Annotated in this window: 20 protein-coding genes; 5 read left to right on the top strand and 15 right to left on the bottom strand. The window is 71.8% G+C overall.

Annotation, left to right across the window (positions count from 1 at the left end; genetic code table 11):
- Window positions 1-95 precede the first annotated feature (95 nt).
- The 5 genes from ACIP84_RS03005 to ACIP84_RS02985 all read right to left on the bottom strand — a co-directional run bounded on the left by ACIP84_RS03005 (window position 96) and on the right by ACIP84_RS02985 (window position 4,354).
- Window positions 96-1,211 carry an AI-2E family transporter gene (locus tag ACIP84_RS03005; RefSeq protein WP_401793768.1) on the bottom strand — a complete coding sequence of 372 codons (1,116 nt, stop codon included), beginning with the start codon at window positions 1,209-1,211 and terminating at the stop codon, window positions 96-98.
- A 214-nt stretch (window positions 1,212-1,425) separates the two neighbouring features.
- On the bottom strand, window positions 1,426-1,746 hold the full coding sequence (locus tag ACIP84_RS03000) for a DUF3040 domain-containing protein (protein WP_355961536.1): 321 nt from the start codon (window positions 1,744-1,746) through the stop codon (window positions 1,426-1,428).
- 185 nt (window positions 1,747-1,931) lie between these two features.
- Complete coding sequence (locus ACIP84_RS02995; RefSeq protein WP_401793765.1) at window positions 1,932-3,455, bottom strand: SulP family inorganic anion transporter; 1,524 nt, start codon at window positions 3,453-3,455, stop codon at window positions 1,932-1,934.
- A complete protein-coding gene (locus ACIP84_RS02990) occupies window positions 3,452-3,904 on the bottom strand; it encodes a carbonic anhydrase (RefSeq protein ID WP_401793762.1) in 453 nt (150 codons plus the stop codon). Before ACIP84_RS02990 ends, ACIP84_RS02995 begins: the two co-directional genes overlap by 4 nt.
- 69 nt (window positions 3,905-3,973) lie before the next feature.
- Entirely contained in the window at window positions 3,974-4,354 is a 381-nt protein-coding gene (locus tag ACIP84_RS02985) for a hypothetical protein (RefSeq protein ID WP_401793759.1), read from the bottom strand.
- A 395-nt stretch (window positions 4,355-4,749) separates the two neighbouring features.
- Here ACIP84_RS02985 and ACIP84_RS02980 point away from each other — a divergent pair, with 395 nt between their 5' ends.
- Window positions 4,750-5,121, top strand: coding sequence for a PRC-barrel domain-containing protein (locus ACIP84_RS02980; RefSeq protein WP_355961545.1), 372 nt, complete (start codon window positions 4,750-4,752; stop codon window positions 5,119-5,121).
- 68 nt (window positions 5,122-5,189) lie between these two features.
- Here ACIP84_RS02980 and ACIP84_RS02975 read toward each other — a convergent pair whose 3' ends face one another.
- The 4 genes from ACIP84_RS02975 to ACIP84_RS02960 form a co-directional block, all read right to left on the bottom strand.
- A complete protein-coding gene (locus tag ACIP84_RS02975) occupies window positions 5,190-7,475 on the bottom strand; it encodes a beta-glucosidase (protein WP_401795630.1) in 2,286 nt (761 codons plus the stop codon).
- A gap of 95 nt (window positions 7,476-7,570) precedes the next feature.
- Window positions 7,571-8,389: a carbohydrate ABC transporter permease gene (locus tag ACIP84_RS02970; RefSeq protein WP_401793755.1), complete on the bottom strand. Its 819-nt coding sequence runs from the start codon at window positions 8,387-8,389 to the stop codon at window positions 7,571-7,573.
- Window positions 8,389-9,336 (bottom strand): carbohydrate ABC transporter permease, encoded by a 948-nt coding sequence (locus ACIP84_RS02965; protein WP_401793752.1) that lies wholly within the window; start codon window positions 9,334-9,336, stop codon window positions 8,389-8,391. Before ACIP84_RS02965 ends, ACIP84_RS02970 begins: the two co-directional genes overlap by 1 nt.
- A 17-nt stretch (window positions 9,337-9,353) precedes the next feature.
- Window positions 9,354-10,664 (bottom strand): ABC transporter substrate-binding protein, encoded by a 1,311-nt coding sequence (locus ACIP84_RS02960; RefSeq protein ID WP_401793749.1) that lies wholly within the window; start codon window positions 10,662-10,664, stop codon window positions 9,354-9,356.
- Window positions 10,665-10,816: 152 nt separating this feature from the next.
- On the opposite strand from ACIP84_RS02960, the gene ACIP84_RS02955 reads away from it, so the two are divergent.
- Window positions 10,817-11,833 carry a LacI family DNA-binding transcriptional regulator gene (locus ACIP84_RS02955; RefSeq protein ID WP_401793746.1) on the top strand — a complete coding sequence of 339 codons (1,017 nt, stop codon included), beginning with the start codon at window positions 10,817-10,819 and terminating at the stop codon, window positions 11,831-11,833.
- Window positions 11,834-11,835: 2 nt separating this feature from the next.
- Here ACIP84_RS02955 and ACIP84_RS02950 read toward each other — a convergent pair whose 3' ends face one another.
- On the bottom strand, window positions 11,836-12,921 hold the full coding sequence (locus ACIP84_RS02950) for a mechanosensitive ion channel family protein (protein ID WP_401793743.1): 1,086 nt from the start codon (window positions 12,919-12,921) through the stop codon (window positions 11,836-11,838).
- A gap of 126 nt (window positions 12,922-13,047) precedes the next feature.
- Window positions 13,048-15,018 carry a cellulase family glycosylhydrolase gene (locus tag ACIP84_RS02945; RefSeq protein WP_401793741.1) on the bottom strand — a complete coding sequence of 657 codons (1,971 nt, stop codon included), beginning with the start codon at window positions 15,016-15,018 and terminating at the stop codon, window positions 13,048-13,050.
- Window positions 15,019-15,341: 323 nt separating this feature from the next.
- On the opposite strand from ACIP84_RS02945, the gene ACIP84_RS02940 reads away from it, so the two are divergent.
- The gene (locus tag ACIP84_RS02940; protein WP_401793738.1) at window positions 15,342-16,172 is read left to right on the top strand and encodes a RimK family alpha-L-glutamate ligase; all 831 of its coding nucleotides are present in this window, start codon (window positions 15,342-15,344) and stop codon (window positions 16,170-16,172) included.
- Between the two features lie 83 nt (window positions 16,173-16,255).
- Here the strand turns inward: ACIP84_RS02940 and ACIP84_RS02935 are convergent, their stop codons facing one another.
- The 4 genes from ACIP84_RS02935 to ACIP84_RS02920 all read right to left on the bottom strand — a co-directional run bounded on the left by ACIP84_RS02935 (window position 16,256) and on the right by ACIP84_RS02920 (window position 18,658).
- The gene (locus ACIP84_RS02935) at window positions 16,256-16,519 is read right to left on the bottom strand and encodes a hypothetical protein (protein ID WP_401793735.1); all 264 of its coding nucleotides are present in this window, start codon (window positions 16,517-16,519) and stop codon (window positions 16,256-16,258) included.
- A gap of 159 nt (window positions 16,520-16,678) precedes the next feature.
- Entirely contained in the window at window positions 16,679-16,915 is a 237-nt protein-coding gene (locus ACIP84_RS02930; RefSeq protein ID WP_401793732.1) for a hypothetical protein, read from the bottom strand.
- Between the two features lie 4 nt (window positions 16,916-16,919).
- Window positions 16,920-17,474 carry a DUF5994 family protein gene (locus ACIP84_RS02925; RefSeq protein WP_401793730.1) on the bottom strand — a complete coding sequence of 185 codons (555 nt, stop codon included), beginning with the start codon at window positions 17,472-17,474 and terminating at the stop codon, window positions 16,920-16,922.
- A gap of 239 nt (window positions 17,475-17,713) precedes the next feature.
- Window positions 17,714-18,658, bottom strand: a complete 945-nt coding sequence (locus tag ACIP84_RS02920) for a hypothetical protein (protein WP_401793728.1) — start codon at window positions 18,656-18,658, stop codon at window positions 17,714-17,716.
- A gap of 273 nt (window positions 18,659-18,931) precedes the next feature.
- Here ACIP84_RS02920 and ACIP84_RS02915 point away from each other — a divergent pair, with 273 nt between their 5' ends.
- Both ACIP84_RS02915 and ACIP84_RS02910 read left to right on the top strand, forming a co-directional pair.
- Window positions 18,932-19,117, top strand: coding sequence for a CsbD family protein (locus ACIP84_RS02915; protein ID WP_401793726.1), 186 nt, complete (start codon window positions 18,932-18,934; stop codon window positions 19,115-19,117).
- Between the two features lie 61 nt (window positions 19,118-19,178).
- Complete coding sequence (locus tag ACIP84_RS02910) at window positions 19,179-19,841, top strand: HAD family hydrolase (protein ID WP_355961573.1); 663 nt, start codon at window positions 19,179-19,181, stop codon at window positions 19,839-19,841.
- The last annotated feature ends 242 nt before the right edge of the window (window positions 19,842-20,083 follow it).

Raw genomic sequence — 20,083 nt, 5'->3', positions numbered from 1 at the left:
TTTCCGCCGCGTATCGCGTCCATGTCCCGACCGTTAGTGACTCCTCTCCGGGGCCCGACCGCCAGTGACTCGCCTCCGGCCGGTCGGCCGTCGGCTCAGGACATGGCGGGCACGGGGGCGTCCGCCTCGTCCGAATCCTGCTCCGGCCGTTCGTCGCCGAGCTGCTCCCGCAGGTAGTTCCAGAACACCGCGATGAGCGCGGCCACCGGGACGGCGAGCAGGCTCCCCACGATGCCGGCCAGGTTCCCGCCGAGGGTCACCGCGAGCAGGACGACGGCGGCGTGCAGGCCGAGTCCGCGACTCTGGATCATGGGCTGGAAGACGTTCCCCTCCAACTGCTGGACCACGACGATGATCGCCAGCACGATCAGCGCGTCGGTGACCCCGTTCGACACGAGCGCGATGAGCACCGCGACCAGGCCCGCGAACAGGGCGCCCACGATCGGCACGAACGCGGTGACGAAGGTCAGTACGGCGAGGGGGAGGACCAGCGGCACGTCGAGTATCCACAGACCGAGGCCGATGAGCACGGCGTCGATGAGGCCGACGAAGGCCTGGCTGCGCACGAACGCTCCCAGCGTGTCCCAGCTCCGCTCCGCCAGGGTCGGGACGTCGACGGCGAGCCGCCCGGGGAGCTGGCGGGTGAGCCACGGGACGAACCGGGGGCCGTCCTTGAGGAAGAAGAACATCAGGAAGAGGGCGAGGAAGGCCGTGACCACACCGTTGAACACCGTGCCCACGCCGGTCGCGATCGCGGTGACCATGCTGCCGACGCTGTCCTGGAGACGGGCCATCCCCGTGTCGAGAGCGCCGGAGATCTCGTCGTCGCCGATGTTCAGCGGCGGCCCGGACGCCCACTCGCGCAGTCGCTGGATTCCCTCGACCACGCCCTCGGAGAGCTCCCCGGACTGGGAGGCGACCGGCACCGAGATGAGCGCGACGACGCCGACGACGGCCAGGACGAACGACACCGTGACGACCGCCGCCGCCAGGGCGGGCGGCCAGCCGTGTCGCCGGAGGAAACGGGCCGGTGGCCAGGTCAGGGTCGTGAGGATCAGCCCGACGACGAGAGGCCAGACGACCGACCACATGCGACCCAGGACCCACAGGGCCACTCCGGCCATCAACAGGACCAACAACGACTCGGCGGAGACGCGAGCCGCCGTACGCAGGGCGGCGGCGGCTTTCATGGGACTCAACGTGGCAGACATGGGCTCACCCTATGGACCCGCGGGTCCGGACCCCGGCCCCGCCCCCACCGCCCGGACCGCGCGCCTGCCGTCACGAGCGTCCCGCCCGCCCCGCCCCGGGCCCGACCCTGAGCATTCCCGGAAGGTCCCCGGCGAGATCACCGCCTCGAAACGTCCCCGGCCGGATCACCGTCTCGATCCGGCCCGCACGGTCACCGTCCCGCGGCCCGCACGGTCACCGTCCCGAAGGATGCAGGAGGGACCCGGAGCGGGTGCCCGAGGGCGGTGCGTCCTCGCCGGGGGACGGGGACGACGGAGCGCTCAGGAGCGCGGTCAGGATCAGGCCGAGCACCGCGATCAGCACGAAGAGGATCACGGCCGGCTTGCGGCGAAGACGTCTCCTCCGCTCCGTACGGGCCGCCGGACGGGGCTCTTCCGGCACGGGCGGAAACTGCTGGATCAGCGTGGCGAAGAGCGCGACGAGATCGGGATCGTCGCGGGCGAGGCGCCGCTCGATCTCGGCGAGCACGCGCCGGTCGTCCGTGGAGTGACTCATGGCGACCTCCTCGGTACCACGCGGAGGCGGGTCGGAGGTTCGGACGTTTCCTCGACCGCGCCCGCGTCTCATTGTGACGGCTGGAGCCCCGGAGGGCCTCCGCAGACGACGAGGTGCGGTCCCACATGGGCACGTTCGCGAACGGGGGGCGACGTCGCGCGGCGCCCCCCGCTCGCGTCCGGCGTTCAGCGCGGGGTGCTCACCGAGCCCGCGCCGGAGTCCTCGGGGCGGCCCGCGGCGGTGTCGGCGCGGACGGCCTCGGCGTCGGCCCCGCTGTGGCGTTCGGCCCATGTCTCGAGTGCCGCCCGGCAGGCGTGGTCGAGGTGGTGGACCCCGGTGAGGTCCAGGACCACCCGGCGGTCGCCGGGAAGGGACTCCAGGCTGTCGAGTATCTGAGGCAGCCGCAGAAAGGTGATCGTCCCCTGCAGCCGGACGCGGATCGCCCCGCGGCCGTCGTCACTGTGCTCGATCCGCAGGTGCGACGCCTCCCAGGCGGCCTTCGCGACCGAAAGGGCGAGGCCGATGAGCACACCCTCGAACATGCCGACCGCGACGATGGCCGTCGCCGTCGCCACGAGGACGAGGGCCTCGCCCCGGTGGCGGCGCCAGAGCGTCACGACGCCCCTGAACGGGATGAGCTTCCAGCCGGCGTGCACGAGGATTCCGGCCAGTGCCGCCAGCGGGATGTACGCGAGGACGGCGGGCAGCAGGGCGACGAAGAGCAGCAGCCAGACCCCGTGGAGGACCCGGGACGCCTTCGTCCGGGCGCCCGCCTCGACGTTGGCCGAGCTGCGCACGATGACCGCGGTGAGCGGCAGGGCGCCGAGGAGACCGCAGAGGGTGTTGCCCGCGCCCTGTGCGACGAGCTCCTTGTCGTAGTCCGTGCGCGGTCCCGTGTGCAGCCGGTCGACCGCCGCCGCGCTGAACAGCGACTCGGCGGAGGCGATCAGGGCGAACGCCAGGACCGTGCCGAGGAGAGCCGGGTCCACGAGGGAGGACAGGGCCGCGGGGCCCGGCAGGTGGACGGCCTCCAGTACGCCGCTCACCCGCACGGTCTGCACCGGGAGGTCGAAGACGGTGGTCGCGAGGGCGGCCAGGAGGACCGCCACGAGGGCGCCGGGCACCGCGCGGGCCCGGCGCGGCATCCACCGCCAGCCGACGACGAGGACGACGGTGCCGGCCCCGACGGCGAGCGACACGAGGGCCGCGCGGCTCCCCAGGGCGTCCACGAGGGCGCCCGGCAGGCCGGTGAGCTTGGCGAGACCGGAGTCGGGGGCGGGGACGCCCGCCGCGGCGTAGAGCTGCCCGGCGATGATGACCAGGCCGATGCCCGCGAGCATGCCCTCGACGACGGAGAGGGAGATCGCGCGGAACCAGCGGCCCCAGCGGAGGAGGCCCATGGCGATCTGCAGCAGGCCGGACGCGAGGACGATGACTCCGAGCGCGGGGAGGCCGAAGGTGCGGACCGCCTCGAGAACGAGCACGGTGAGGCCGGCGGCCGGGCCCGAGACCTGGAGGCTGCTGCCCCGCATCAGGCCGGTGACGAGGCCGCCGACGATGCCGGTGATGAGGCCCAGTTCGGCGGGGACGCCGGAGGCGACGGCGACGCCGATGCAGAGCGGGAGGGCGACGAGGAAGACGACGAGGGAGGCGGCGAAGTCCTGCCGCGGGAACGGGAAGGGGCCCGGCGTCCGGACGTCCCCGGTCACAGCGCCTCGAAGGCGTCGGACTCGGGGCGGTACTCCAGGACGGCGCCGGTGTGCACCTCGTGGAACCAGCCGTGCAGGCGGAGGCGGCCGGCCGCGAGCCGCCGTCCGACACACGGATGGGAGCGCGGGCGGAGCAGTCGGGCGAGGACGTGGCCGTGGACGGCGTCGGTGACGGCCGGGTCGTCGGCGCGGCCCGGGGCCCCGCCGGGCGCCGCGTGGGCGAGCCGGTCCCGTACGGCGGGCACGGCGCTCAGGTCCTCGCCCCGGACGAGGGCGCCCGCCGCGCCGCAGTGGGAGTGGCCGCAGACGACGACGTCCTCGACGGCGTACTCGATCGTGGCGGCCTCCCCGCTGGGGTTGCCGGTGCCGTACGGGGGCACGATTGGGGGCACGATGCCGCCCGCCGGCCGCTGTCCGAATCGGCGGGCGTGGTCGATGAGGGGCTGCATGGAGGTTTCCTCCTGGCGCGCCCCAGGGGCGCGTCGGGCTGACAGGTCGGCGCGGGGTGATGCCGTCCGTCAGCAGAGGAACACCTGGAGAGCAGAGGAGTCATGGGCCGCGAACGGTCTCGGCCGGCTGTCCGGGCCGGAGGTCCGGCCGGCCGGCGGGTCCGTGAACGGCGCGGTGCGGGTGACGAGCGGCGGCGGGCCGGGCGGCCCCGCCGCCGCGGCGCCCGCCCGCCGCCGGTCGCGGTGGAGGACGGAGCCCCGGGAGGCGTCCGCCTCGCCGCCCCCCGCGTGCACGGACTCGTACGCCGCGACCGACGCGGCCTGCTGGACGCGGGGCTGTTCGAGCTGCGGCGAGGGGCCGGTGGGGGTGGGCAGGACGAACGTCCCGCAGACGAGGGCGAGGACGAGAAGGAGGGCCGCGCGCAGGGCCGCGGAGGTGCGGACTGACATCAGCGAAAACGCCCCTCCCTCTGGTCACACCCTCATCAGAATTCACCAACGCAAGCCCAAGGGTGGGTCAATGAAGGGTAATGCGCCCGTGTGAACAGCACCTTGCGACACCCGTGCTGTACGAATGTTTTCGAATGGAATCAGCCTGAAGTTGACGCGAACGGCAGTGCCGGAGTAATCGGAACCCACGGAATCCGTCAGGTCGGCCACCACGGGGGTGACCTGCGCGTCGCTGGTCTCGCGGACCTTGCCCAGCGCGGTACGGCGGGATTGGCCCGCTCGGCTCGGGGCAGGCGGTGCCCAGGCGGGGAACGCGCCCCGCCGCGAAGGGCACACGGAGAAGGAGGGCGGCGGCAGTTCGCCGAGCCCTCGCCTACCGGAGGAGTTGATTTCGCGTGAGTGAGCACGTGTGGAGCTACAAGTCGACCGCGGGTCACCTGGCCGGCACCGTACTGACCGGCTACAAGGTCGAGGCGATCGACGGCCGCATCGGGAAGGTGGACAAGCACTCCGACGAGGTAGGGGACTCCTATCTGGTCGTGGACACGGGGGTCTGGATCTTCGGCAAGGAGGTCCTCCTTCCGGCCGCCACCGTCGTCCGGATCGATCCGGACGACCAGAAGATCTACGTCGACCGCACCAAGGAGCAGATCAAGGACGCCCCCGAGTTCTCCCGCGAGAAGCATCTTGAGGACCCCGCGTACCGCCACGAGCTGGGCACGCACTACGGGTTGGGAGGCGGCCCGTTCGGCGGCCCGATGATCTGAGTGCGGCTCCGGGGAGGGCCCGAACTCGTCGAGTTCGGGCCCTCCTTCATGCCCTCGTCCGGTCAGCGTCAGGCGTGCCGGAGGACCTCGAAGCCGGCGTGCAGGCGCCGGTGGTGGTCGACCTGCCGCACCGGACCCGTCAGCGTCACCCGGGCGGTCAGCCGCGGCTCCGTACTGGACGCGGCGAACCGCAGTTCCAGCTCTCCCGGCTCCACGACGCGCTTCCCGGCCCTGCCGGTGAACGACGCGAGGTCCGCGGGGACGACCGCGCGGATCCGGGCACTCCGGCCGGGCGCCAGGTCGACCCGCACGTACCCGATCAGCCTCTGCACGGGCTGGACCACGGAGGCCACCGGGTCGTGCAGATACAGCTGTACGAGTTCGGTTCCGGCGCGGTCGCCGGTGTTCGCCACGGTGAGGGCGAGCCGCACGTCGCCGTCCGTGGGGACCTCGGTGTCCTCGACGACCAGGTCGCTCCATGCGAAGGCGGTGTAGGTGAGGCCGTGCCCGAAACCGAAGGCCGGGGTCGGATCGATGCTGGAGACCTCGCTGCCGTGGCCGAGGCGGGAGGCCAGGTAGGTGGACGGCTGGGCGCCGGGGTGGCGCGGCACGCTGACGGGCAGCCGGCCGCTCGGGCCGGTCCGTCCGCTGAGGACGGAGGCGATGGCGGCCGTCCCGGCCTCGCCGGGGAAGAACGACTGCAGGACCGCGGCTGACTCGTCGGCCGCACGGCCGAGCGCGTAGGGCCGGCCGGCCAGCAGGGTCGTCACGACCGGTGTCCCGGTGTCGAGGAGGGCGTCGAGCAGCCGGCTCTGCGCGCCGGGCAGGACGAGGGACTCGGCGTCGCAGCCCTCGCCGCTGGTGCCCCGTCCGAACAGCCCCGCGCGGTCGCCGAGGGCCGCCACGACGACGTCGGCGCCGCGGGCGAGGTCCAGGGCCTCGGCGAAGCCCTCGGTACCGCCGTCGTCGATGCCGGTGCCCCGCGCCACGAGGACCTCGGCCCCCGGGAACTCGGCCACGAGGGCCTCGCGCAGGGTGGGCAGGGCGATGCCGACGGGGACCCCGGGGTGCTGTCCGCCGACGTGGACGGGGAAGGAGTAGCAGCCGAGGACGGCGGTGGGAGCCTCCGAGTTGGGGCCGACCAGGGCGATCCGCCGGGGCGCGCAGGGGTCGAGCGGCAGGGTCCCGTCGTTGCGGAGCAGTACGACGGCCTGTTCGGCGATGCGGCCGGCCAGCTCCCGGTTGCCGGCCGGGTCCAGGTCGACCGTGCCCCGGAGGGCGTCGGTGCCGGCCGTGGTGTCGGCAGCGCGCAGTGCCGGAGGGACGGGGCTCCAGTCGGGGTCGAGCAGCCCCAGCCGGGTCTTCTGCACGAGGACCCGCCGGACCGCGCGGTCCACGAGCTCCTCGGGCACGCGACCCTGCCGGACCGCTTCCAGGAGCGGGGCGCCGAAGGTCTTGACGGTGGGCAGTTCCACGTCGACGCCGGCGGCGAGGGCGGCCCCGGCCGCCTCGCCGAACGTGCCGGCGACGCCGTGCAGGGACTTCAGGAACGCGATCCCGAAGTAGTCGGCCACGACGGTCCCGGTGAATCCCCAGGTGTCCCGGAGGAGTCCGGTGAGCAGCCGGTCGTCGGCCGCCGAGGGAACGCCGTCGGTGTCGGTGTAGGCGTGCATCACCGACCGGACGCCGCTCTCCCGGACCGCCATCTCGAACGGCGGCAGGATCACGTCGGCCAGTTCCCTGGCGCCCATGCCGACCGGGGCGAGGTTGCGGCCGGCCCGGGAGGCGGAGTAGCCGGCGAAGTGCTTGAGGGTGGCGACGACCCCGGCGGACTCGAGCCCCTGGACGTAGGCGGTGGCGATCGTTCCGACGAGGTACGGGTCCTCGCCGATGGTCTCCTCGACGCGGCCCCAGCGTGCGTCGCGGACGACGTCGAGGACGGGAGCGAGCCCCTGGTGGACGCCGACGGCCCGCATGTCGCGGCCGATGGCGGCGGCCATCTCCCGTACGAGCGCCGGGTCGAAGGTGGCTCCCCACGAGAGGGGGACGGGATAGGCGGTGGCGCCCCAGGCCGCGAAGCCCGCGAGGCACTCCTCGTGGGCCACGGCCGGGATGCCGAAGCGGTTCGCCGCGGTGATCCGGGCCTGTGTCCGCATCAGGGAGAGGGCGCCGAGAGCGGGGTCGACGGGCACGGTTCCGAAGGGCCGGGTGAGCTGGCCGAGGCCGTCGGGCAGCAGGTCGTCGAGGTCGACCGGCTCCTCCATGTCGTGCTGGTGCGGCGCGACCTCGGCGCCCTCGTCCGAGGCGCCGACCCATACGCCGAAGAGCTGGGCGACCTTCTCCTCCAGGGTCATCTCGGGGATCAGCGCGTCGACTCGGGCCTCCGCGCTCAGCGCGGGGTCGCGCCAGGCGCGGTACGGGGCTTGGGGCTGGATGGCCACGGTGCCGGTCACTTTCCTCCGACCCCCATCAGGCCCTGGACCAGGGCGCGACGGGCGAACAGATACACGAGCAGGATGGGGAGCATGGACAGGACGACGGCCGAGAGGAGACCGGGGATGTCGACACCGTGTTCCGTCTGGAAGTCGTAGAGACCCATGGTGATGACCTTGTTCTCCGAGGACTGCGTCAGGACGAGCGGGAACAGGAAGCCGTTCCAGGCCTGGAGCGAGGAGAAGACCACGATGGTGGAGAGACCGCTCTTCGACAGGGGCAGCACCAGCTGGGCGAAGATCCTCCAGGGGGAGGCCCCGTCGACGGTCATCGCCTCGTACAGCTCGGGAGTGATGTCCCGCATGACGCCGGTGAGGATCAGGGCGCAGACGGGCATGGCGAAGGCGGCGGTCGGCAGGATGACGCCGAGGAGGTTGTCGTACAGGCCTGCCTCGTTGATGAGGTAGAACATCGGGACGATGACGGCCTGGGACGGGATGGCGAGCCCGATCAGGAAGAGCCGGAAGACCCGGCCGGTGGCCTTGCCGTCGCTGCGCACGATGGCGTACGCGAGGGGCGGTACGAGGAGCAGGACGATGCCGACCACGCAGACGGTGACGACGGCCGTGTTGAGGAAGTACTGCGCGAAGCCCGCGTCGAGGTCGTTGACGTAGTTGTCGAGGGTGAGGCGCTCGGGGAGGGCCAGGGGGCCGTTCGCCGCGTAGTCGGTACGGGACTGGAAGGTGGCGACCAGCATGACGTACAGCGGCAGGCCGACCACGAACAGCCAGATCAACGAGCCGAGCCCGGCGAGGTAGTTGGGGCGCTTCCTCATCACACGCCCTCCATGGTGCTGCGCATTCTGTCGTAGCCGGTGAGGCGCACCATGACCAGGGAGACCAGCGTGGCGACGAGGACGAGGAGGAGCGCGATCGCGGAGGCCCCTCCGAAGTCGAAGCTCTTGAAGGCCTTCTGGTACATGTAGTAGGCGCTGTTCGTGGTGTCGGTGCCCGGCCCGCCCTGGGTGAGGATCAGCACGGTGTCGAAGGTCGTGAGTCCGCCGACCACCATCAGGATCATCGAGGTGACGACGGTGTTGCGCAGCTGCGGCAGGGTGATGTGGAAGAACTGGCGGACCGTGCCCGCGCCGTCGATCCGGGCGGCCTCGTAGAGGACCCCGGGGACGGCCCGGGCGGCGCCCTGGTAGATCAGGGTGTGCAGGGGGGTGAACTGCCAGGTGCTGACGAAGACGAGGACTCCGATGGCGCCGGCCTGCGTGCCGAACAGGTTGCCGTCGTCGAAGAGCCACCGCGCCTGAGAGGGGACCCCGAAGTTGGGGTCGAGCACGGCGCGCCACAGGACGGAGACCGCGGTGATGGACAGCAGGAGCGGGACGAAGTAGACGGCGGAGAGCACGGCGCGGTTGCGCTGCCGGCCGGCGGCCCAGACGCCGAGCAGGATGCTGAGCGGCGTCTGGACGACGACGCCGAGAACGGTGAACACCAGGCTCAGCCAGAGGCTCTTCACCATCACGGGGTCGTCGAGCAGCCGGCTCCAGTTGTCCAGGCCGGCGAACTCGGGGGAACCGAGGCCGTTCCAGCGGGTGAAGGACAGGACGACGACCAGGAGGAGCGGTACGAGGGCGAACAGGCCGAAGAAGACGGCGGCGGGCGCCGCCCAGGCGATGCCCGGGCGGCCCACACCGGTCGCGGGGCCGCGGGGCCGTCCGCGCCGGGCGCTCTTCGCGGTGCTGTCCACGGTGGGGACTGCGGCAGTGGTCATGTCGGGGGTTCCGGGGGTCAGGCCGCGGGCAGGGTCTGCATGGCGGCGATGAAGGCGTCGGGACCCGTCTGTCCGCTGAAGAACTGCTGGACCGCCTGGTGGATGGTGGTCGTGGCCGCCGGCGGATAGGCCTGGTCCCAGGAGAGCTGGAAGGCGGGGGCCTTCTTCACCAGGTCGTACTGGTACGTCGAGTAGGCGGGGCTGGCGGAGCCGTCCAGGAACTTCGGGGTGTTGGTGGTGGTGGGCAGGTTGCCGATGCCGAGCTGGCCCTTGACGAACTCGTCCGAGTACATGAGCTTCAGGAACTCGGCGACGGCCTCGGGGTGCTCGGTGGTCTTGAGGACCGAGTAGAAGTTGTTGGTGTTGCCGGCGAGGTTGTCCGGGTCGCCCTTGCCGCCCTCGACGGTCGGGAAGGTGCCGTAGCCGAGGTCGCTCTTCACGAAGTCCGGGTAGGCGTCCTGCAGGGTGGAGTACTCCCAGGAGCCCATGAGTTCGAAGGCGGCCTTGCCGGTGGCGAGGAGGGCGGGGGAGCCGCCGTCGGTGAACTTGACCGAGTCGTAGTTGGTACCGAAGGCGCCGGCGTCGATCAGCTCCTTGAGCATGCCGAGGGCCTTCCTGCTGTCGGCGCTCGCCCAGACGTTCTTGTCCCCGTTCACCGCCTTCTTGAAGTGGTCGGGGCCGGCCACCCGGTCGTAGACGTACTGGAACCACATCTGGGTCGGCCACTTGTCGCCGCCGCCGAGGGCGATGGGGGTGACGCCCTTGGCCTTGAGCGCCTTGACGGCGGCAAGGAGCTCGTCCCAGGTGCGCGGCGACGCGCTGACACCGGCCTCCGCCAGGACCTTCTTGTTGCTGAACAGCAGGACGGGCTGTGTGCCCCGCATGGGGATGCCGTAGGGCTTGCCGTCGACGACCGCGGTGTTGAAGACCGACGGAAGGAAGTGGGACTTCAGGCCCGGGTCCTTGGCGATGAAGTCGTCCAGCGGCATGAGCAGGCCCGCGTCGACGTACGGCTTGATGCTGCCGCCGCCCCAGTTGAAGAAGAGGTCGGGGGCCTGCTTGCCGCTGATGATCGTCTGCAGCTTGGACTGGTAGTCGGCGCCGGGGACGGTGTCGAGGACCGCCTTGACCTTCGAGGTCTTGTTGAAGGTGTCGACGAGCTGCTTCTCCACCTTGTTGGTGGCATCGCCGTACACCAGGACGTGGATCTCGGCCCGGCCGCCTCCGGCGGAATCCCCCGAGCCGCCGCACGCTGCCAGGGACAGCGTCATGGCCAGCGACGCTCCACCGACGACAGCAGTTCTGAGGAGCCGTACGTGACGCTTCATCGCCTCACCTTTCGAAAGAGTTTCGCTCTCTGTGTCGAAACTTCATCGCCGTCGGACGGTAAAGTTGGCGTGACGAACGGGTCAACCCTCCGGCGGGGAGTTATCGAAGCGTGACCATGTCCAGGCGCAGAGCGGTGCTTTATGCTGCTCAGATGGGAGATGGCGAGGAGAGCAGGCGCATCACGCTGGCGGAGGTGGCCCAGCAGGCCGGAGTGTCGCTCTCGACAGTTTCGAAAGTCCTCAACGGCCGGCAGGACGTGTCGTCGGCCACCCGCGTCAAGGTGGAGCAGCTCCTCGACACGCACGCCTACCGGCGGACCACGCGCGTCGCCAGGGAGGCGCCCCTCATCGAACTCGTCTTCCACGAGCTCGACAGCGTGTGGTCGATGGAACTGATCCGCGGCGTGGAGAACCTCGCGAAGGCGCACCGGGCGAGCGTCGTCCTGACCGAGAGCGGCACCCGGCACGCCCCGGCGCCGGACTGGATCGAAGGCGTGCTGCAGCGCCGGCCGATCGGCGTGGTCCTGGTGTTCTCCTCCCTCCCCGACGCCGTCAAACGGCAGCTCGACGCACGGTCGATCCCCTTCGTGATCGTCGACCCGGCGGGCGACCCCGAACCCGACGTGCCGTCCGTCGGCTCGGCGAACTGGTCCGGCGGCGTCGCCGCGACCCGTCACCTCATCGACCTCGGGCACCGCCGCATCGGCATCATCACCGGCCCCGAGGACATGCTGTGTTCACTGGCACGGCTCGACGGCTACCGGTCCGCGCTGAACATGGCCGGCCTCGCCCACGACCCCTCCCTCGTCCGCTTCGGCGACTTCCACGTCGAGGGCGGGCACGCCCGGGCCCTGGAGCTGCTGCAACTGCCGGACCGGCCCACCGCCGTCTTCGCCGGAAGCGATCTGCAGGCGCTGGGCGTCATGGAGGCCGCCCGGGTGTGCGGGCTGCGCGTGCCCGAGGACCTGTCCGTCGTCGGCTACGACGACGTGATGATCGCGCGCTGGTCGAGCCCACCGCTCACCACGATCCACCAGCCACTGCGCGAAATGGGCGAGGAGGCGGTGCAGATGCTGCTCCGGCTGCGCGCGGGGGAGCCCTCGGTGACCCGCATGGAACTCGCGACCAGCCTCGTCGTCAGGAAGAGCACCGCCCCACCGCGGGCATGACCCTAGGCGGGTCCCCCCGACCGGTCGGGCCGCGCCTCGTCGAAGGCATCGGCCGCGGGAGCGGTGACGACCTTCGGGAGGGCGCCCGGGTGCTCCCGGGCGAGCCAGCGCACGAGTTCCTCCCGCACGGCGCAACGGGTCGTCCACAGGTCGTCGGGGTCCTTGGCGGTCACGATCGCCCGCACCGTGATGCCGGTCGGCGAGGTGTCGGTGACGGCGAGGTCCCAGCCCCGCCCGTCCCAGGTGTCGCACGTGGTGAGGAACTTCTCGAGGTGCGCCCGTGCGAGCGCGACCGGTGTCGTGTGGTCGCAGTGGACGAACACCGAGCCCGTCATCTCCACGCCGCCGCGCGACCAGTTCTCGAACGGCCGGGAGGTGAAGTACGAGACGGGGAGCGTGACACGGCGCTCGTCCCAGGTCCGCACCGTGAGGAAGGTGAGGGTCACCTCCTCCACGACACCCCATTCGCCGTCCACGACGACGGTGTCACCGATGCGGACCATGTCGCCGAACGCGATCTGGAAGCCGGCGAAGAGGTTGCTCAGCGTCGACTGGGCGGCCACGCCGGCCACGATGCCGATGATGCCGGCCGACGCGAGCAGGGACGTGCCGAGGGTACGGAAGGAGGGGAAGGTGACGAGGGCCGCGGCGGCGGCGATCACCCCGACGGCGACGGACACCACCCGCATGATCAGCGTGACCTGGGTACGGACCCGGCGGAGCCGGGCGGCGTCGCGTGCACGTCCGGCGTACCGCGCGTACGAGGACTCCACGACGGCCGCGACCGTACGCACCGTCAGCCAGGCTCCGCCGCCGATCAGGCACAGCAGCAGGACGCGGCTCACCGCCTCCGCGTGCTCCGCGAGCGGCCCCTGGTCGGGCGCCGCCACGGGGTAGGTCCATCTGAGCAGGGCGGCCAGCACGACGAGGTACAGCGGCGTGCGGCAGCGGCGCAGCAGCGCCCACAGCGGGGTCTCCGGATGCCGCGCGTCGGCGAACCGTGCCAGCAGGTCCGCCGCACGACAGACGGCGAAGGCCGCCAGCGCCGATCCGCCGACGGAGATCGCCAGGCGAACTACGGTCTCCATGTGCTCCCCAGTCAATGAGTCGGACGTGGTCGTTCCGTACGCCTCACCGCGGTTGAGCACGTCAAACATCGTCACCGGCACGGCTGCCGGCGCCCGTGGGGCGTCCGGACGGCGGCCCGCCTGCCCTCAGAGGGTCCGGCAGAGGAGGGCGGCGGGCTTGTCGCCCCTCGCCCAGGCGCCGCTGTGCGCGACGCCGGCGGCGTACTCGTCGCTGCCGCACTGGCCCTTGTAGCTGCCGAGCGCGAACTCGCCGCCGGGCGTGCCGGTGGGACGGTTGTCGCCGCGGTCGAACCAGAGCGTGCGGCCGGCCTTCGGCAGGGCCCGGGCGGCCTCGGCGCACAGCACGGCGGACACGGCCCGGCCGCGGAGGCTGTAGCCGACCATGAACTGGTTCGCGGGGCACTGGAACTTGGTGTAACCGCCGGCCCAGTCGCCGTCCGTGACGTGCCGTTCGTCGGTCACGACGGTCGACGCGCCGGCGGGCGAGGCGAGTCCACGGGCCCCGGTGTCGGAGCACAGACCGCGTCCGCCGTCGTGGGAGAGCCCGACGATCCGCTGACCGTCGGGGCAGACGGCCTTGCGGGCGCCGCGGTCCCAGTCGCCCTTCGCGCGGGCGCGGAGTGACTGGACGAAGTCGGCGTGGTCCGTGGTGAGCATGTCCCAGGAGTCGGTGACGGGTACGGCGCCCGACCTGCCGGGGGCGCCGACGAGCCGCTGCCAGTGCGGGGTACGCCAGTCGTCACCGTCGAGGACTCCGGAGCGCCGGCCCTGGAGGTCGTAGTCCAGCAGCTTCCACCGTCCGTGGCCCGTGAAGCCCACCGCCGGCCAGTAGGCGAAATCGACGTCGTGCTCGATGAGGTAGTCGACGAAGTTCGCGAACCAGGCCCTGCCCCGCGGATCGGTCTCGTCGGCGCCGATGCCGAACTCGCTGATCCAGACGGGCGCGGTGTAGTGACGCCGGGTGTCGTCGGCGACGAACAGGGCCTGTCGCCGCAGGGTCTGGAACAGCTCTTCACGGGGGAGCTCCTGGTAGCGCCAGTCGCTGGTCTCGCCCGTGCCGGTCGCGCCGGTGTGCTGGGGGCCGGTGTAGCCGTAGAAGTGGGCCGAGTAGACGAGCTTGTCCGAGGCGACCAGGGTGTGGGACAGCTCGCGGGCCGGTTCGAGGGTGGGCCGCCCGTGCGGGGTGAGGTCGGTGGGTATGCCCTGCCAGTTGATGCCCTCGACGATGACGAGGAGGTCGGAGTTGGCCTCGGTGAGCAGCCGGTCACCGACCCGCTGGGAGGCGGCCCACCAGTCGTGGTCGTTGCCCCAGCCCCAGTTGGCGTCGTCCATGACCGTGCGGCGGACCTCGTTGTAGAGGTCCGCGCCGACGACCCGCTTGTCGTCCTTGTAGCGCTTGGCGAGGAAGAGCCAGTCGGCCTCCCACTGCGCGGTGGTCTGGCTGGTGTTCCAGCGCTCGTTGCCGTCCAGTCCGCAGCACCAACGGGAGGTGTTGGTGTGGTTGTTGAGGATGACCGCGAAACCCTCCGCGGTGGTCGCCGCGATCACCGCGTCGAAGACCTGGAGCGGGGTCTTGCCCTTGAGGGCCGGGTTGGCGGCGACGGCGGCGTCCGGCACGGCGCGCTGATCGTGCAGCATCTCGTTGGAGAACGGCAGCCGGATGCTGTTGGCGCCGAGCCGGTGGAAGTCGGCGAGGATGCTCGCGAGCGGGACACGGTCGAGGCCCAGGGGCACCTGGTCGGACTTCTCGGCGTCGTGGTGGCTTGCGGGGTCGTTCACGTCTCCGCTGCCGTTGTACGAGCCCTGGGCGCCGTGCCAGTTGACGGACTCGAGCTTGAAGCGGTTGCCGCGGGCGTCCACGACGTAGCGGCCCCGGGTGCTGAGCGGCGGCTGCCAGCTCTCGGCGAGCAGGGAGCCGGCGGACGAGGACGAGGCCGGGGACGAGGCCGGGGGCGTGGGCGAGGATGCGGACGTGGGTGCGGGTGCGGGTGCGGGTGCGGGTGCGGGTGCGCCTGCGCGGGCGGGTGTGGCGGTGGCCGGGGACCCGGCGACGATGAGGGCCGCGGCGAGCGCGACTCCCAGCAGTGACTTCTTCATGAAGGCCTTCGGTGGGTGACGGGTGGGAGCCGTGCCGCAGTATGTTCGCGTAAACAACAGGCGGCTGACAAGACTCCCGTACCCACAAGTAACCATCGCCCGCGGTCCGTTGCCCGGTGGTTCATCGTCACGTCCACCGTGAACACCCTTCGGCGGACGCCCGCCCTATGATCTGTCAGGACCGGCAGAGGGCACCCGCGAACGAAGGGACCGGCATGTCGTCCGTGACCGCAGCACGTGCTTGGCTGCTCCTGTGTCCCGGGCTCAGCCGGGGCAGGGAGGGCGGCGCCGGCAGCGATCCGGGTCCGGTCACGTCGTCGCTCATGACCTCCTTCGCCGCGGAACTCGGGCACCGGGCCGCGGTGGTCCACAGCAGCCGACTGGTGCTGGGGGTGGAAGGCGGACGGCTCACCCTCGCCGACACCGACGGGCGACCCGTCACCGCGCCGGCCGTGGCCTACGCCCGCCTGTCGACGCCCCGGCTGTCGACCGACCGCGAAGTCACCCTGCTACGGCACCTGGCCGCCCTGGGCACACAGCTGATCAACCCCGCCGAGGCGGTCCTCGCGGCGGTGAACAAGTTCTGGCAGCTCCAACAGCTCGCTGCCGCGGGCATCCCCGTCCCCGACACCCGCACCCACACCGACGCGCCCCTGGAACACGTACTCGATGCCGGTGTACCGCAGCCCTGCGTGGTGAAAGCCGTGCGCGGCCATCGTGGCCGACGGGTCTTCCTCGCCGCCGACGACAAGGCGCTGCGCGCCGTGGCGGGCAGCCTGGACGACCGGCACCCGTACCTCCTCCAGCGGTACGTCGCCCACTCCCACGGCCGGGACCTGCGCGTCATCGTGGTCGACCGCCGCGCCGTGGCCGCCGCCGTGCGCACGGCCGCAGACGACCGCCTCGTCTCCAACCTGGCGCAGGGCGGCACCCACACCGTCTGCACCGGTCGGTATCCGGACGCCGAGGCGCTGGCCGTCGAAGCGGCGGACGCCATCGGCCTCGGTGTCGCCGGCGTCGATCTCCTCTTCGAAGCCGATGGTTCCTTCACCGTGTGCGAGGTGAACTGCAATCCCACCTGGCGGCCCGACATGGTCGGCGTCGCCGAAGCCGTCGCCGCCGCCTGCCGCGAACGTCTCGACTCAGTGGGCTGAGCGCCCGCCCGGCGTCCTGGAGGCGGCGAGGGCCGGTGAGGGCTGGTGTGATCAGCGGGGATCCGGCTGCGCCCCGACGCTCCTCACACCTCGTCGACGTGGGTGCCGCACGCGGACGGTCTGCTGGTGGCGAGCCAGGAATGGGCGGGTTCCGCGGCGGACCCGGTGTCGACGGTGAGGTGGAGCCGTGTGCCGCCCTCGGGCACGGGGTAACTGCGCTGCTCCGCTCCGGCGAAGGAGCGGCGGAGCACTTCGGCGACCGCGCGGGCGGCTTCGGGGGTGGCGGCGACGATGCGGATCTCGGCGTGCCCGGCCGAGGGCAGGAGGGCGGTGTCGACGGGATTCAAGGCGTGTGGTCCTTTCACGGGCGAGCGAGAGGCCTGGCGGGTGGGTGGTCCCGGGTGTCGGGTGCCCCACCCGCGGCCTTCGGTCGGAGGAGTGGTCTGGGGGATCAGGGGGGGTCGGGCCGTGGTCAGCTCAGCTCAGGTCCGGTCAGGCAGCACAGGTCAGCTCAGGTCGGGGCCAGGTGCCCGTGAGTCGGCGGGGCTGGCTTGCCTCGACGGGGTGCCGTGCACCCTCGGCGTGGGATGGCCGTGGCCGGGGGGCCGGCGGATGGCCAGGAGGGGCTCGCCGAAGTGGTGGGCGGCGATGCGCGCGTCGTGCTGGGCGTTGAGCCGGTGGATCAGGCGCATGCCGAGCGCGACCAGCAGGGCGATCGCGGCGATCGTGATCAGGGTCTCCATGGGGTCACCGCCGACGGCTTCCCGGCACGGGAATCATCCGCGCGCCGACGATCGCGTGCCGCAGCGGCGGCCGGGCGGCCCCGCCGTCGGTCTCCCAGGCGTTCTCGCCGCTGCGTGCGTCTCGCATGCGGCGGCCGGTCGCGGCCTCGTCGGACATCAGGACTCCGGCGGCGAGCACGCTGCCAGGGACGGCTGCGGAGGCCATGAGCCGGGCGGCTGCGGCGGGTTCGGTGTCGGGCGGGACGACCAGGAGGTCGCAGCGGCCGACGGCATAGGAGAGCAGGATCATCTTGTCGGGATCCTGTTCGGTGAACCAGCCGACGTGGACGGTGTGCCCGGCGACGGCGACCTTGTGCGGGACGACGGGCCAGCGGGCGGGGTTCACCGTGACGCGTGTGATGCGTCCGAAGTGCCCCGCGAGCGCGTCGACCAGGGGTGGTATCTCGAGGGTGAGGTCGCGTGAGCGGGGCCACCACGCGCCGTCCAGGAGGCCGGCGAGGGTGGTCCTCGGCGTCAGCGAAAGGCGCGCCGAAAGCATCGGCGCGAGGGCGGTGGTCATGATCGCGGACCCGTCTCCGGGCCGCCCTGCAGGGCGGCCCAGTGCTGTGATCGCCGGAAACGACGTCCGCGTGGGAGCGGGTGTTCGAGTTACTCCCGGTACCTTCAGCCTACTCCGCCCGGCGGTCGGACGGGCCCTTCCGCCAGTTGGACAACGACGCCCGGGGGAGGCGCCGACTCGTGCGGTCGTCGACGACACGACCCCGGTTCGAGCGTCACATCGCCACACGGCGAGGCGGGTCAGCGTCCCAGAGCCGTCCGCAGCGTGAGTCCGTGATTGCGTCGCAACCGGTACAGCTCCCAGCACGACAAGGCCGTCACCGTGACGGGGGCGCCGAGGATGAAGACCACCCGGGCCCCCGCAGGGACCTGGTCGTAGGACCCGGTGATCACATCGAGGAGGGCCATCTCCCACACCAGGACGCCGGCGAGGATCGGTGGCAGCACTTCGTGGATGTCGGCGGTGCGGAACACGTGCACCAGCGACAGTCCGATGCCGTAGAGCGCGAAGCCGAGCGCCCACAGGAACAGCACGACGATGGCGATCCTCCCGGGCAGCCCCACGGCGTCCCGAAGCCCCGCCAATTCCGGGGCCATGGCGAGGGCCGAGGTCCCCATGGACGCCATGATGGCCAGTACCGAGCCGAGGGGGCGCAGGGCCCGGCGCAGGTACACCCGGCGCAGGCCCTCCCGTGCGGCCGCCACGAAGGCGCCGACCACCACGGGGAAGGTGCAGACGAGGACCAGGACACTGGACCAGCTCTGGTCGAGGCGCTCGCTCGCCACGCCCTGGACGTCGTCGGCGCTCGCGACGGCGTTGTAGGTGACCATCAGACCCACCCAGGCGACGAGTCCCAGCCCGGTCCGCCACAGCTGGAGCTTGCGGACCTCCGGGTCGTTGACGATCCCGGGGCGTGCGGGACGGAAGGCCCGCTGGGCGGCGTACAGGGGGTTGTAGAGGCCGCGCAGGATGTTCCGCGCCCGCGAGGGTGCTGCGCGCGGAGGCCGGACCGGTCCGTAGACCGGTGGGTACGGGTATCCCGGCGGAGGCCCGGACTGCGGGTACGGGTACCCCGGCGGAGGCCCGGACCGCGGGTACGGATAGGCCGGCGGAGGGCCGGACTGCGGGTACGGGTGCCCCTGCGGAGCACCGGGTGGGGAGTCCGGGTGTCCCCGCGGGGGCACAGGAGGAGCGTAGGGGTGTCCCTGAGGCGGGTTCGCGCTGCTGCTGCCCGCCGCGTCACCGTACCCACCACTGCCGTAACCGCTCATGCCACGCAACCCCCGATGTCCCGCACGGTCGAACCCAGGCATCCTAGGTCCTGGACGCCCGTCGGTGAGATGTGAGGTCGCCACGGCCGCATGCCCTCCCCACGCCCCTCCGCCGACGGGCGGGATTCCCGGCCCGTGACTAGCGTGACCTGTGGAATCGATCCCGAGGAGAGGGGTGGCCCCGACATGGCTGACAAGGATACGGAGAAGGCGAAGGGCAAGCTGAAGGAAGCCGCCGGAAAGGCGACCGGCGACAAGCGCCTGGAGACGGAAGGCAAGACGGACCAGATGAAGGGCAAGGTCCGGGAAGCGGGCGAGGCGGTCGTCGAGCGCGCCAAGGGCGTCCGCGACTCCCTGGACCCCGAGAAGTAAGCCGCGGCCGGGCGCAGGCAGAAACTGCTCCCGTGCCGCGTGATCTGTGAGAAGGGAAACCATGGAACGCGCCGCGCTCTTCGATGTCGACGGGACCCTCACCGACACCAACCACCTTCACGTGGTCGCATGGTGGGAAGCGCTGCGCCAGGCCGGCCACCGCGTGCAGATGCACTCCGTCCACCGGGCGATCGGCCTGCCCGGCGAGGACCTGCTCGACCACCTCCTGGGAGGCGACCGCGACCACGCGCAGGACGACCGCTTGAGCGCCGCGCACGACACCCTGTACGCCACCTGGTTCGACCGCCTGCCCGCCCTGGCATCGGTCGCCGACCTGCTGCGCACCCTCGCCGGCAGCGGCTGGCGGGTCGTTCTCGTCACGTCGGCGAAGGACAGCGAACTCTCGGCCCTGCGGCGAGCCATCGACGCCGACGACGCCATCGCGGCAACCAGTACGTCCGAGGACGTCGAGGAAGGCAAACCCGCACCGGAACCCGTCCGGCACGCCCTTCGGCTCGCCGGGGTGCCACCCGAGCGGGCCGTGTTCGTCGGCGACACCGTGTGGGACATGCGGGCGGCCGCCCGCGCCGGTGTGACCGCCGTGGGCCTCCTCTGCGGCGGCATCCCGCGGGCGGACCTGGAAGAGGCCGGCGCCGCCGCCGTGTACCGCGATCCCGCCGATCTGCTGGCACGTCTCGGGGACAGCCCGTTCGCCACCGTGTAGGGCCGGGCGGGCAGATCTGCTCGACGTCGGGGGACACCGGTGTCGAGGGATGACATGCAGGGCCAGGTTTGCCGGTGGAAATGCAGGCCAGAAGCCGTGTGGAGCGGTGTTCCCGATTTCGGGGAGTCCGGCCTGTCGGACAGGGGAGACGCCCGATAGGCCGAGGAGAAGATCAAGGACGTCTTCAAGGGCTGACCCCGGTGGCGGTGTGGGGTGCTGTCCAACGGAGAGAGGGGCGAACG

This window comes from Streptomyces sp. NPDC088707, from assembly GCF_044752725.1.
Lineage (GTDB): Bacteria > Actinomycetota > Actinomycetes > Streptomycetales > Streptomycetaceae > Streptomyces.
Note: the sequence above shows the minus strand (reverse complement) of the source record. Positions and strands in the feature narration are given on the sequence as shown.